A 12,518-nucleotide genomic window follows, 5' to 3' on the forward strand; every position below is an offset into this window, starting at 1 on the left:
CAGTCCGCCACGGTCACTTCACTCCCGCCGGGCGAGCAGCGCGGCGACGAGAAACGCGACCAGCGCCGTGACGACGCCGAGCCCTGGTGCCTGTCCGTCGAACGACTCGTCGTCGGCCGCGTCGTCGGCCTCGCCGGGCGTCGTGATGTCGTCGTCGGTCTCGTCGTCCCCGTCAGTCCCGTCGTCGGCACCGTTCTCGTCGCCGTCGTCGGTTTCGGCCTCCGTGGGGTCGAGACCGGGTCGGAGGTCGAACACGTCGTCGGCGGTCGGGGCGTGTGCGATCGTCACCGTCGTCCCTTCGTGTTCGACGCCGTACGCCCCGCGGAACTCGCCGTCCTCGACGTCGAGGACGCCGTCGTCGAGCCGCTCCGCGCCGTGGTGTTCGACCATCCGGAGGTACGTCTGGTGGAACTCCGCGGCGTCTTCCTCTGTCCGCCACTCGGTCACCCAGACGTAGCCGTCGCGCTCCCCGTCGTCCGCGTCGTTCCGGTACGGGTACAGCTCGTCGCCGGCCCACCCGTCGGTCGCGGCGTGCGCGTAGTTGTAGGCGGTTCGCGTCCGGAGCTCCTCGTCGACGTCGAGGTGGACGTTCACCGCCGACTCCCGATCGGCGGCGAGCGTCGGGGCCCCGTACTCGAACGCCTGGTACCAGAACATCACGAACATCGAGGCCTCCCCGGCCGTCTCCGCGCCGTCGACACCCTGGTTCGGATACGTTTCCCACCCGTTCGTCGCCGTGTCCTCGAACGCGATCTCGGCCGTCTCGTAGTCGGGTTCACGGTGGATCACCTCGGACGTAGTCTCCGGCGGGTCGTTCATCGTCTCGTTGACGGCGTCCCAGCCGTCCGCCTCGAACAGGTCGGCCGCGTACAACGGTCCGTCCGAGTACGGCTGGAGGACGGTCTGGAGGATCCCGAAGTTCAGGTCCCCCGCCCCGGCCCCACCGCCGTCGGAGTCGGGCTCGCCGAGACACGTCCAGTTCCCGTCACACCGCTCGTCGTACCGCTCCTCGAGGTAGACGACCTCCCCCTCGACGATCCCGTCGACGGCGAGGTCGGCGTCTTGCGTCGCACCCGTGTATCGCTGGTCGCCGAGGTCGTGGTACTGGTCCTGCATCGCGTGGGCGAGCTCGTGAACGAGCGTCGATCCGCTGATCTGCAGCTCCTCGTCCTCGTCGGTGACGATCACGACCCGTTCCTCGGCGGGCGAGTAGAAGCCGGCGACCGCGCCGCCGAACACGGAGTCTATCGCCTCGGCGGAGGACTCGTCCTCGCCGACGACGAACAGCGCCTTCCACACCCCGTCGTTCCATCGGTTGAACTCGGCTTCGGCGTCCGTCTCCTCGCCGTCACCCTCCCAGTCCGCTTGGAACTCCTCGCGCGTGAGCGTGTCGACGTCGACCTCGCTCTCGAACGGCCGCTCACGGAGGTGCTCGATCCGGGCCATCTTCCGGAACGTGAGTGATTCGAGCTCCGCCTCCGTCAGGCCGTCGCCCTGGTCGATGTCGAGATCGTCGCTGTAATGGTACCCGTTCCAACACCCAACCAGCTCGTTGTCGGCCGCGGACTCACACTCCGCTGATGTCTCCGCGACCGCGACGTCGCTGACGACGTTACCTGCTTCCGGCGTCGTGAGGTCCCCCGGCGCCGCTACGGCCCCGGCGGCCCCGGCGGCGCCGAACACGAGGAGCACGGTCGCAGCGACCACCGCTGAGAGGGTGAGAACCCGTCGCATAGCCCCAGTTACGAGTGGTCGGATAAGTAGTTTGTCCGTTCACGAATCGCCACGCCGTAGCACCGTCGTAGGACCCTTTTATTTCGTCGTCGCGTGTCGGAGTCGACCTCGTGTGTCGGAGTCGACCTTTTATTCGGGCCGCCCGAACCGAGCGGCATGGCGTACGATCCGGACACCACCGCGGTGATCGTCGTTGACATGCAAAACGGGTTCTGCCACCCCGACGGGAGCCTCTATGCCGAGCCGAGCGAGGCCGCGATCGACCCCGTGACCGACCTCGTCGCTCGGGCGCACGACGCGGGCGCTCGTGTCGTGTACACCCGTGACGTTCATCCGCCCGAGCAGTTCGACGACACCCACTACTACGACGAGTTCGACCGCTGGGGTGAACACGTCGTCGAGGGGTCGTGGGACGCCGAACTCGTCGATGATCTCGACGTTCGTCCCGACGACCACGTCGTCGAGAAACACACCTACGACGCCTTTTACCGGACCGAACTGGAGGGGTACCTCGACGCTCGCGGGGTCGACGACCTCCTGATCTGCGGGACGCTCGCGAACGTCTGCGTCCTCCACACCGCCGGTAGCGCCGGCCTCCGGGACTACCGTCCGGTTGTCGTGTCGGACGCGCTCGGCTACATCTCCGAGGACCACCGCGAGTACGCGGTCGATCACGCCGACTGGCTGTTCGGCGAGACGACGGACTTGGACACCGTCTCGTTCGCGGTGGAGTGATCGGCAGATCGGCTCGCAGTAGAGTGATCGGCAGATCGATTCGCGGTGAACCGTCCAAAGCGATTATCACGGGCGAGTATCGGCGTGTAAGCCTTTTGTGGAGTCTTCCGAGACCGATGGGTATGGAACTCTCTCGACGCGGTATTCTGGCCGGTCTCGGCGTCGCCGGCGGCGTCGCTTCCGTCGGGTTCGTCGGGGCTGCGACCGTGGCGGACGGTGGGGCGCTCGACGACGGTACAGGGGATGATAGTGACGGCGACGACGGCGGTTCCGGAACCGCCGACAGCGACACGGCGTCCGTTCCGGTGGACCCCGACGCGCCGTTCGAGGCGAGACTCGTCCCCGCTGACGGGAACGGAACCGACGACGACACCGACGACACCGACGGAACTGACGACACCGACGACGCCCCGTTCCTCTTCGACGCGTCGGACCTCGACCGCGTCCAGGCGGCGGCGGGCGACGGCGACGACTCCGACGAACACCTCGTGTACGTGTCGCTGTCGGACGACGGGCGGGCCGACTTCCGTGATCGGCTCGCCGACGCCGGCGCGACCGCGGAGCCGGAGCGGTTCGCCGTGTCGATGACGCTCGCCGACGACGAGGTCCGGCGTGTCGACCTCGACGCTCCCACGGTGGCGGCGCTGACCGACGAGGAGTGGGGCGGCGTGTTGGAGCTGCCGTTCGGAACCGAGCCCGTCGCTCAGGACGTGTACAAGTCGCTGGCGGCGGCCGACGCCGATCCGGAAGCCGAGGAAAGCGGTTAAGCGCCCTGCCGCCCTCGCGGTGAGCGTGAGCGATCCGAGCGACGACGGCGCGGAAGAGACAGCCCACGGCGGGCGACCATGCCCCCGCTGTGGGACCCCGATGAACCACCGACACTGTAAGTACGTGTGTCCGGTTCACGGGGTGGTGTACGACTGTAGCGACACGTTCTACTGATCGGTGAGTTTCGATCCGGGGCCGTGCTGCTCGCGCGCTCAGGCGCCAGCGCCACCCCCTAACGTGGCCGCCACCCTCCCATCCGAGGTCGCCACCGTCGGTAGCCTTCCGAGACCGCCGAGCCGGGCGATCCGGCCGCCCTCGCGCCCCGGTGCAGTCGCCGCCACATACCGATCTCCTCTCCCAGTTGCCGGTGGAAGAAACTCAGTATGTGAGAACTGTTATAGTCCTTCGGTCCGAAATATCACCTATGATGGGCGACCCGCTCTCGATCCTCCCCACCGACATGCAGGGGTCACCATGGTAGAGCAGACACAGGTTGCCCGGAGCAAGCGGATCCAGCGGCGTACCGGCAAGACGTTCCACGTCGCCACGCGACTGCTTCCGGAGCGGATCCGCCATCCGACGTACGTGCTGTACGGGTTCTTCCGGATCGCCGACGAGGTCGTCGACGCGGAAGACACCGCGCCGCCCGACGAGCAACGGGCCGAGCTCGACCGGCTCCGTCGTGCCGCCCTCGGCGAGACCGAAACCGACGACCCCGTACTCGACGCGTTCGCGTCGGTCCGGGCCGAACACGACATCCCCGACGAGGACATCCACGCGTTCGTCGACGCGATGGAGAGCGACATCGACACCGATCGCTACGAGGCGTACGCGGACCTGGAGGCGTACATGGACGGCTCGGCCTCCGCGGTCGGCCGGATGATGACGGCGATCATGGGTCTCGACGACGAGACCGAGGCGACCGCGCTCCCCCATGCGACAAAGCTCGGCGAAGCGTTCCAGATGACGAACTTCCTGCGGGACGTCCGCGAGGACGTCGTCGAGCGCGATCGCATCTACCTGCCATTGGAGACGCTTCGCCGACACGGGGTGAGCGAGGAGCAGATCCTGCAGCTGGAGTTCGACGACGACGTCGCCGCCGCGATCCGCGAGGAGCTCGTCCGGACCGAAGGGCTCTACGAGGAGGGAGTGGCAGGGATCAAGTATCTCCCGGAGGACTGCCAGCTCGCCGTGTTGCTGGCGGCGGTGTTGTACGCCGATCACCACCGGCTCATCCGCGATCTCGGCTACGACACGGTGTCGACCACCCCGGCGCTCTCGTTCACCCGCAAGATCTCGCTGCTCGTCCGCACCCGCTGGAAGTGGCAGTGGAAGAAGGACCCCGAAGCGGTGTTTTACGAGATGAGCCACGGGTTCGACAGCGAGCACGGTCGTCACGGGCACAGTCCACCGGACGCGACGGCGATCCGAACCGACTGATTCCCCCGCCAACCCGATCGACCCGAATCGATGGACAGAGCCCGATTCGTTCAGCTGGCCCTCCTCGCGTTCGGCCTCGTGTTCGCCTCTTTCGTCGTTCGTGGAACGACCCGTCTCCTCGCCCCGTACGAGCTCGCGGTCGTCCTCTCGGCACCGCTGCTTTTCACCGCCGCCGCGCTCCTCGCGGCGCTCGTCGTCCTCGCGTTTCTCGACCTCGTGGGGCTCCGCCCGCTGGAGTGACCCGCGCCCGGAGCGATCCGATCGCGGACGGCCCCCGGGACGAGCCGGAACGCCCTTTTCCGTCCGCCGCCGAGTGGGCGTATGGACGTACGAGCCGTCGCCGACCTCTCGCCCGCGGAGCGACGCGCCTTCTTCGAGCGCGACGCGGGCGTCGAGGCGGTCCGCGAGGACGTGCGAGGAATAATCGGACGGGTGCGCGAGGAAGGGGACGTCGCCGTCAGGGAGTTCGCCGAGGAGTTCGACGGCGTAAGCGTCGGGAACCTCGACATCACGGACGAGGCCGCTCGGGCGCACGACGAGCTGGCCGACGCCGACGACCCGGTGCTCGCGGCGATCCGGGACGCGGCCGACAACATCCGGGCGTTCCACGAGCGGCAGCGGCCGGACGACTGGCGCGAGTCGTTCGACGGCCGGGAGCTGGGTCGCCGGTTCCGGCCGATCGACCGTGCCGGGGTGTACGTCCCAGGCGGCGCGGCGGCGTACCCGTCGAGCGCGCTGATGGGCGTGATCCCGGCGACGGTGGCGGGCGTCGACCACGTCGCGGTCGCCACGCCGCCGGCCGACGAGATATCGGCCGCCACGCTCGCGGCGATCCACGAGGCCGGCGCGGACGCGGTGTATCAAGTCGGCGGCGCACAGGCGATCGCGGCGCTGGCGTACGGCACCGAGTCCGTGACGAACGTCCAGAAGGTGGTTGGCCCGGGCAACAAGTGGGTGACCGCTGCCAAAGCGGAGGTGCAGGGCGACGTGGAGATCGACTTCCTCGCGGGCCCGAGCGAGGTGTTGGTGCTCGCGGACGACACCGCGGACCCCGAGCTCGTCGCGGCCGAGCTGCTCGCACAGGCGGAACACGACCCCAACGCTTCCGTGGTCGCGGTCACCGCCGACGCCGACCTCGCGGCGTCGGTCGCCGAGGCGGTCGAGGCGACGATCGACGAGCGCGACCGTGCCGAGACGATCCGGGCCGCGCTCGACAACGAGGCGTCGGGCGTCCTCCACGCGCGGTCGATGTCGGAAGCGGTCCTGTTCACGGAGGAGTACGCGGCCGAACACCTCTCGATCATGGCCGACGACGACGAGGCGCTCTTGGAGCGGATAACCAACGCTGGATCGGTGTTCCTCGGTGACCACTCCCCCGTTGCCGCCGGCGACTACGCCGCCGGCCCGAACCACGTCCTCCCGACTAACGGCGGCGCGAGGCGATACGGGGGGCTCTCCGTCGACACGTTCCTCCGCTCGTCGACGGTGCAGCGGCTGGACCGCGAGGGGCTCGCTGGGATCGCGGACACGGTGACGACGCTCGCAGAGGCGGAGGGGTTGGAGGCGCACGCCGAGAGCGTCCGCAAGCGGTTCGACTGACGGGGGCGACCCGCTCGCGGAACCGCGAAACCGTCGGCGGTTTCGTCCGGGCGTCAGGGTTTTCATCCTGCGGGCGGTATCGGTTCACATGAGTACGGGATCGGTCCAGGGAGGCGACGGCGACGACCCCGCGATCGAGGTGACGCCGGCCGCCGCCGAGGAGGCGCTCTCGCTTCTGGAGGGCGAGGGGCTCGACACCGGTGAGGCCGGGCTTCGACTGTTCGTCCAGCAGGGCGGCTGTGCCGGGCTTTCGTACGGGATGCGGTTCGACACGGAGCCGGAAGGCGACGACCTCGTGGTCGAACACCACGGGTTACGGGTGTTCGTCGACCCCGCCAGCCGGAACTACATCGGCGGGAGCAAGCTCGACTACGAGAGCGGGCTCCAAGCCGCCGGCTTCCACGTCGAGAACCCGAACGTCGTCTCCGAGTGCGGCTGCGGCGAGTCGTTCCGGACCTGATGGCCGCGGCGGCGATGGGACATCGCGACGATCACCGGAACGGAGTCGACGGCACGACATCGGTCCGTGTGTCTCTTTTTAAGTCGTTCGACCGACTATCGTCGGGTATGGAACTGGACGCGTCGACGACCGCGGACGGCGAGCGGGTGTACATCGATCGCGGCCTGGCCGAGCGGGGGGCTGAAGGGCCGTTTTACGTCGTGTTTGCCGATGCCGACGCCCGGGACCGATGGGGGTTCGCGTGCGGCAGCTGCGGCTCGCTCGACACCGCGATGGACACGATGGGCCGGATCCAGTGTACCGAGTGCGGCAACCTCCGGAAGCCGGACGAGTGGGACGCGGCCCACGAGTGAACCGACGGCCGGCCGCGTATCGTCCATGGTTTCGACGACCGATCGGTTCTCGCGATCCGTGAGAAAGTTTATCACGGATCGCGACCAATCGCCGAGCAGATGGCCACTGCGAGCATCCCCCCGACGACGGAGGCCAGGGACGTCTTTCGTGAACTCGGCTACACCGTTTCCGACGGCGGACGCGAGTTCGTCGCGGAGCGGAAGTGGCGCCGCGTGCTCGTTACGGCGCTGTGTATGGAAACCGACGACCTCGACCCGTATCTGGCGGCGGGCGGCGAGACGCCGCGACTCCGTTGTTTCGTCACGTGGCACGACAACGCCGGCGACCTCCGCGACCGACTAACCGACCTGAAACCACCGTACGACTGGGCGGTGATCGGCGTCGAGCGCGACGGCGAGGAGTTCGCCGTGATGGAAGGCGCTCCCGGCAGTCCCTGAGCGGGCGGGGAGCGCCGACCGACGCGATTTTGCACGACTGGTCCCCAGACGCGGTCAGTCCGCCGTCGGGAGCGTTCCGTCGTACCCGTCCGGGACGTACGGACACAGCGGATCGCTCGCGAACGGATCGCCGGTGTGTGCGTACGCACGCGACCGACTCCCCCCACAGACGGTCCGGAACCCACACGCGCCGCACTTCCCCGAGAGCGCGTCCGGGTCCCGGAGCCGTTCGAACAGGTCGCTGTTGCGGTAGATATCGGTCACGGATCGATCGCGGACGTTTCCCGCCGCTTTCGGGAGGAACCCCGATGGGTAGACGTCGCCGACGTGGCTCACGAACGCAAAGCCACGCCCAGCGGTGATCCCGCCGCGCCGCGCCCCGTCGGCCCGATCGGACTGGAGTCCGACCCGACGATAGAACGGTGCCTCGGTGGTTTTCACGCCGAACGGCTCCGCCGCGTCGACGTCGTGGAGCCATGTCATCACGCGCTCGGCGCGTTCCGGCGGGATCGGGTCGAGCAGCTGCCCCCGTCCGACCGGCACGAGGAAGAACACCGACCAGAGCACCGCGCCGAGCTCCCGAACCCGATCGCGGATCGCCGGGAGCTCGTCGACCGTCTCCGCACAGACCGTCGTGTTGACCTGTACCGGCAGGCCGGCGTCGGCCGCGGCCTCGGCCGCGTCGATCGTGTCCTCGAAGCTCCGCTCGCCGCGAAACGCGTCGTGTGTCTCCGCGGTCGCCCCGTCGAGGCTGAGCGCCATCCGTCGGATCCCGGCGTCGGACAGCGCCCGGACGCGCTCCGGCGTGAGCGACCGCGTGCCGCTCGGCGTGATCGTCATCCGGTTCCCCTGTTCGGTCCCGTACGCCACGAGTTCGAGGAGGTCGTCGCGGGCGAGGGGATCGCCGCCGGAGAGCACGACCAGCTGTCCGTCGCCGAACGCGGCGGCCTCCCGAAGCAGGCGTTTCCCCTCCGCGGTCGTCAGCTCCTCGGGATGCCGTTCGGGGCGTGCGTTCGCCCGGCAGTGCCGGCAGGCGAGCTCGCAGGCCCGTGTAACTTCCCAGATGAGCACGAGTGGACGTCGGTCCGTGTCGAGGTCGTCGAACATCCGTCGGTTTAGCTACGATCTCATCGCCCTTTAGTGATGGATCGAACGTGTTCGGGGCGCCCGGCTGCCGCCCCGTCCAACCGTGGTGGGTTTTATAGTGGCATGCGTCCAACTCCCAAACCCATGGTGTTCAAAAAGATCACGCTGATCGGAACGAGCGACGAGAGCTTCGACGCGGCGGCGGACGACGCGATCGACCGCGCGGAAGACACCCTCGAGAACGTCTACTGGGCGGAGGTACAGGAGTTCGGCGTCGAGATCAAGAACGCGCCGGAACGGGAGTACCAGGCCGAAGTCGAAGTCGCGTTCGAGCTGGAGGACTGACCGCTCGGTGTGTCGCCGACGTTTGGTCCGTCACGCCGCGAACTCGTAGAGCTCGTCGCCGACGTGGTGGATCGACTCGATCACTTTTCCGCTGTCGCCGACCATCTCGTCGCCGTCCACCATCGCTCGCCCGACCGCCAGTACCTTCCCGTGCGTCTCCTCGGCGATCACGACGAGGTCGCCGTCACGGATCGACGCGTCCGCCTCGACGATCCCCGGGCGCATCACGTCCGCCCCGTCGGAGACGAACGAGATCGCGCCGGCGTCGACGGTGACGACGCCCGTCTGTGGTTCCGTGTTGTTCGCGCCGCGGACGGTGAGGAACGGCTCGTCGTCATCGACGTAAAACACGGCGGGGTCGCCGTCGACGAGGACGAGCTGGTACTCGGCGTCGACGAACTCGACGGACTCGAACGTCTCCCCGTCGATGTCGACGCCGAGGTGGTCCGCGATCGCCTCGCGGATGTCGCGGATATCGTCGCTTCGGAGGTGGTGGCGGGATTTCACTTGCATACGCGCCCGCTCGGTCGGCGCGCCGATAAAGGGACCGCTCCCTCGCGTGACCCGAGTCGCGCCTCGACGCCCCGCGACGGGTTCGACGCGTGTACGGCCGCTGTTCGTCCCCGAGCAGACGGGAGGCGGCCGTTGGCCCGATCAAAACGGCCTTAAACCACCTCTCCATAGGCGTGTGTATGTACGCTCCATTGGGGATCGGAGCCGAACCGCTGGCCCCCGGGCTGGCGGTGATCGCGACGCTGGCGGTCGTCCTCTTTAGCCTGCTGAAAGGGACGGGATGGGAGCCCACGACGGACATTTCGGAGGAGATCCACGAGCGACGTGCGAGCTCCGTCCCGGAGACTGAGTTCCCGGAGCCGGGTAACCGCGCGATCGGCGGCGGTGGTGGCGGCGGCGCGATCCCGGCCGGCGGCGATGGTGACGAGGGCGAACTGGAGGACGGGAGCACGGCGAGCGCCGGCCCCGGCGACATCCCCGAAGACGAGATCGAGTACTACGAGGTCGAGTTCGCCAAGCAGGGCGAGACGATCGAGCTCGCGAACAACGAGCCGATCCTCGACCAGGGCGAGGACCACGGCTGGGACCTCCCGTACGCGTGTCGGCAGGGGCAGTGTGTCTCCTGTGCCGGTCGAGTGACCGACGGCCCTTCCGAGGACTACCTCGAGCACGACAACCAGCAGATGCTCGAGGAGGCCGAGCTCGAGGACGGCTACACGCTCACCTGCGTCGCGTACCCCCGTGACTCGTTCACCCTCGAAACCGGCGAGGCTCCCTGACGACCGATCGCCAGCCGGCTGACCCGTCTCGGAGACGGTTCACCGACCGAACGCCCTCCCGTACGACCCGTTCTCACCTCGAATGTTTCTCACTTCGTTCTCGGCTGTACTGCTCTTTTCAGTGCTGACTGGCGGGATCCCGACCGTCCCGATCGAGGAGCCGGTGATCGTGTTCGCGATCGCGTTGGCGACGTTCCTTGTCGCCCCGCTGCTCATCGAGCGTGCCGGCCTCCCGGGGATCGTCGGTATCGTTCTCGTCGGTGCGGCGTTGGGGCCGAACGGAGCCGGCGTGCTCGCGGAGACGGATGCGATCGTCTTATTGGGGAACGTCGGACTCGTCTACTTGCTTTTCACCGTTGGGCTGGAGCTCGACCTCCGCGGATTCCTCGCGGCACCGGAGAACGCGGCGCTGTTCGGGTTGACGAGCTTCTTTCTGCCGTTCGGTGTCGGGTCCGCCGTGGGGATATACGTGCTCGGTCTCGACCCGTGGGCGTCGTTCCTGCTCGCGGCGGTGTTCTCCTCGCACACGCTGCTGGCGTATCCCGTGGTCAACCGGCTGGACGTGACGAAGAACCGGGCGGTCACCGCCGTCTTCGGCGGTATCCTCTTTACCGACACGCTCGCGCTCGTCGTGTTGGCGATCGTTCTCGGACAGGCCGACGGAGAGCTGACGCTCATGCTGTTCGGGCAGGTGTTCGCGTCGATCGCGGTCCTCTTCGCCGGGATCTGGTTCGTCCTCCCGCCGATCGCCCGGTGGTTCTTCCGGAACACGAGCCAGGAGAGCTACTTCGAGTTCCTGCTCGTGGGTGCCGCCATCTTCGGCGCGGCCAGCTTCGCGGAGGTGTTGGGGCTCTCCGACATCCTCGGCGCGTTCGTCGCCGGGATCGCGTTGAACCGGCTCGTCTCGCGTGGCGGCCCTCTGATGAACCGGATCGAGTTCGTCGGCAACGCGCTGTTCGTCCCCTTTTTCCTTCTGTACGTCGGGATGCTGGTCGACCCCGGCGTCATCCTCGACGGGCCACGGACGCTGTTCGTCGCCGTGGTGATCGTCGCGACGATGTTCCTCTCGAAAGTCGGTGCAGCGGGGATCGTCTCGGCGATACAGGGGTACGACCGCAACGAGTTCGGTGTGATCACGGGGCTGTCGGTCGGGCAAGCGGCGGCCGCGCTGGCGATCACGCTCGTCGGCTTCGACGCGGGGCTGTTCGGTGCGGACGTGCTCAACGCGGTGGTGGTGATGATGCTCATCGCGGCGGTAGTCAGCCCGTGGCTCACGGAGCGGTACGGGACGCGACTCGCGCTGGACGACGACGTCGAACCCGGCGAGTCGGGCGCGGTCGACCCGCGGATCCTGTTGCCGTTGTCGACCGACGCGGACCGCCAGCGACACCTCCTCGAGCTCGCGTTCGCCCTCAAGGACGAGCGTCCAGAGAGCCCGGTCCACCTCCTCACGGTGGTCCAGCCCGACGGCTCCGGAACGGACGAGAGCGCCGTCGCCGAGGCGGAGGCCGGGCTGGAGAGCGCGGCGGAGATCGCGGACGCCGCTGAGGTCCCGGCCCGGACGGAGACCCGGGTGAACCACAGTATCGCCTCGGGCGTGGTCCGCGCGAGCACGGAGACGCGCGCCGAGCTGATCGTCATGGGGTGGGACGCCCAGCAGTCGCTGAGTAACCGGGTGTTCGGAAGCATCATCGACCAGGTGCTCCGCCGGACGACCGTTCCGGTGCTCGTCTCGCGGCTCGGCCACCCGATCAACACGACCGAGCGGGTGTTCGTTGTCGCGCCGCCGGGCGTCGATCACCACGAGGGGTTCTACGAGGCGGTCCACGTCGTCAAGCGACTCGCCGAGCGACTCGGCGCGGAGCTGCACGTGTACGTCGTCGACGGCAACGAGCGGCAGTACGAACGGCTGTTCGGCATGGTCGAGCCCGAGCTCGAGGGGCGCTTCGAACGCGTTCGCGGCTGGTCGGAGCTGGAGTCCACACTCCGTCGGGAGACCGACGAAAACGACCTCGTCGTCCCGATCTCGCCGCGACAGGGGAGCGTCGGCTGGGACCCGGGGCTGACGGCGCTGCCGGAGCAGCTCGCCGAGCTCCCTCCGGGATCGTTCATCGTGGTGACGCCACGACAGGGTGAGCCGGGATACGCCGCTCGTTTCCTCACGATCGAGTAAGGGCTCGTCAGATCGAGTGGCCGATCACATCGGGGGTCGCGACCGGTCGCGTCCCTCCTGATCGACGGTGAGACAGTTCCTTTCAGTCGAGTCAA

15 protein-coding genes are annotated in these 12,518 nt (G+C 68.1%); 12 read left to right on the forward strand and 3 right to left on the reverse strand.

The genetic code is table 11. From position 1 onward, the window contains the following. Nucleotides 1-18: 18 nt before the first annotated feature. Nucleotides 19-1,734, reverse strand: a complete 1,716-nt coding sequence (locus ACZ5TV_RS07730; protein WP_379781864.1) for an Hvo_1808 family surface protein — start codon at nucleotides 1,732-1,734, stop codon at nucleotides 19-21. A gap of 156 nt (nucleotides 1,735-1,890) precedes the next feature. Here ACZ5TV_RS07730 and ACZ5TV_RS07735 point away from each other — a divergent pair, with 156 nt between their 5' ends. The 9 genes from ACZ5TV_RS07735 to ACZ5TV_RS07775 all read left to right on the forward strand — a co-directional run bounded on the left by ACZ5TV_RS07735 (nucleotide 1,891) and on the right by ACZ5TV_RS07775 (nucleotide 7,527). After that, the gene (locus ACZ5TV_RS07735; RefSeq protein ID WP_379781862.1) at nucleotides 1,891-2,469 is read left to right on the forward strand and encodes a cysteine hydrolase family protein; all 579 of its coding nucleotides are present in this window, start codon (nucleotides 1,891-1,893) and stop codon (nucleotides 2,467-2,469) included. A 122-nt stretch (nucleotides 2,470-2,591) separates the two neighbouring features. After that, nucleotides 2,592-3,236 (forward strand): hypothetical protein, encoded by a 645-nt coding sequence (locus tag ACZ5TV_RS07740; RefSeq protein WP_379781860.1) that lies wholly within the window; start codon nucleotides 2,592-2,594, stop codon nucleotides 3,234-3,236. A 25-nt stretch (nucleotides 3,237-3,261) separates the two neighbouring features. After that, the gene (locus tag ACZ5TV_RS07745) at nucleotides 3,262-3,411 is read left to right on the forward strand and encodes an HVO_2523 family zinc finger protein (RefSeq protein WP_379781858.1); all 150 of its coding nucleotides are present in this window, start codon (nucleotides 3,262-3,264) and stop codon (nucleotides 3,409-3,411) included. Between the two features lie 300 nt (nucleotides 3,412-3,711). After that, nucleotides 3,712-4,677, forward strand: coding sequence for a phytoene/squalene synthase family protein (locus ACZ5TV_RS07750; protein ID WP_379781856.1), 966 nt, complete (start codon nucleotides 3,712-3,714; stop codon nucleotides 4,675-4,677). A gap of 30 nt (nucleotides 4,678-4,707) precedes the next feature. Then, the gene (locus ACZ5TV_RS07755) at nucleotides 4,708-4,917 is read left to right on the forward strand and encodes a hypothetical protein (protein WP_379781854.1); all 210 of its coding nucleotides are present in this window, start codon (nucleotides 4,708-4,710) and stop codon (nucleotides 4,915-4,917) included. Between the two features lie 81 nt (nucleotides 4,918-4,998). Then, nucleotides 4,999-6,276: a histidinol dehydrogenase gene (hisD, locus tag ACZ5TV_RS07760; protein WP_464384317.1), complete on the forward strand. Its 1,278-nt coding sequence runs from the start codon at nucleotides 4,999-5,001 to the stop codon at nucleotides 6,274-6,276. Between the two features lie 88 nt (nucleotides 6,277-6,364). Continuing rightward, nucleotides 6,365-6,736 carry a HesB/IscA family protein gene (locus ACZ5TV_RS07765; RefSeq protein ID WP_379780745.1) on the forward strand — a complete coding sequence of 124 codons (372 nt, stop codon included), beginning with the start codon at nucleotides 6,365-6,367 and terminating at the stop codon, nucleotides 6,734-6,736. Between the two features lie 107 nt (nucleotides 6,737-6,843). After that, entirely contained in the window at nucleotides 6,844-7,089 is a 246-nt protein-coding gene (locus ACZ5TV_RS07770) for a DUF5816 domain-containing protein (RefSeq protein WP_379780743.1), read from the forward strand. 99 nt (nucleotides 7,090-7,188) lie between these two features. After that, a complete protein-coding gene (locus tag ACZ5TV_RS07775; protein WP_379780741.1) occupies nucleotides 7,189-7,527 on the forward strand; it encodes a DUF7116 family protein in 339 nt (112 codons plus the stop codon). A gap of 54 nt (nucleotides 7,528-7,581) precedes the next feature. Here the strand turns inward: ACZ5TV_RS07775 and ACZ5TV_RS07780 are convergent, their stop codons facing one another. Then, nucleotides 7,582-8,634 carry a radical SAM protein gene (locus ACZ5TV_RS07780; RefSeq protein ID WP_379780739.1) on the reverse strand — a complete coding sequence of 351 codons (1,053 nt, stop codon included), beginning with the start codon at nucleotides 8,632-8,634 and terminating at the stop codon, nucleotides 7,582-7,584. 123 nt (nucleotides 8,635-8,757) lie between these two features. On the opposite strand from ACZ5TV_RS07780, the gene ACZ5TV_RS07785 reads away from it, so the two are divergent. Further along, nucleotides 8,758-8,958, forward strand: a complete 201-nt coding sequence (locus ACZ5TV_RS07785) for a dodecin (RefSeq protein WP_379780737.1) — start codon at nucleotides 8,758-8,760, stop codon at nucleotides 8,956-8,958. 30 nt (nucleotides 8,959-8,988) lie between these two features. Here ACZ5TV_RS07785 and ACZ5TV_RS07790 read toward each other — a convergent pair whose 3' ends face one another. After that, nucleotides 8,989-9,471, reverse strand: a complete 483-nt coding sequence (locus ACZ5TV_RS07790; RefSeq protein ID WP_379780735.1) for an RNA-binding protein — start codon at nucleotides 9,469-9,471, stop codon at nucleotides 8,989-8,991. Nucleotides 9,472-9,650: 179 nt separating this feature from the next. Here ACZ5TV_RS07790 and ACZ5TV_RS07795 point away from each other — a divergent pair, with 179 nt between their 5' ends. Continuing rightward, nucleotides 9,651-10,250: a 2Fe-2S iron-sulfur cluster-binding protein gene (locus ACZ5TV_RS07795; protein ID WP_379780733.1), complete on the forward strand. Its 600-nt coding sequence runs from the start codon at nucleotides 9,651-9,653 to the stop codon at nucleotides 10,248-10,250. Nucleotides 10,251-10,332: 82 nt separating this feature from the next. Beyond that, nucleotides 10,333-12,423 carry a cation:proton antiporter domain-containing protein gene (locus ACZ5TV_RS07800; RefSeq protein WP_379780731.1) on the forward strand — a complete coding sequence of 697 codons (2,091 nt, stop codon included), beginning with the start codon at nucleotides 10,333-10,335 and terminating at the stop codon, nucleotides 12,421-12,423. The last annotated feature ends 95 nt before the right edge of the window (nucleotides 12,424-12,518 follow it).

The sequence above is a fragment of the Halorubrum tibetense genome (assembly GCF_055396225.1).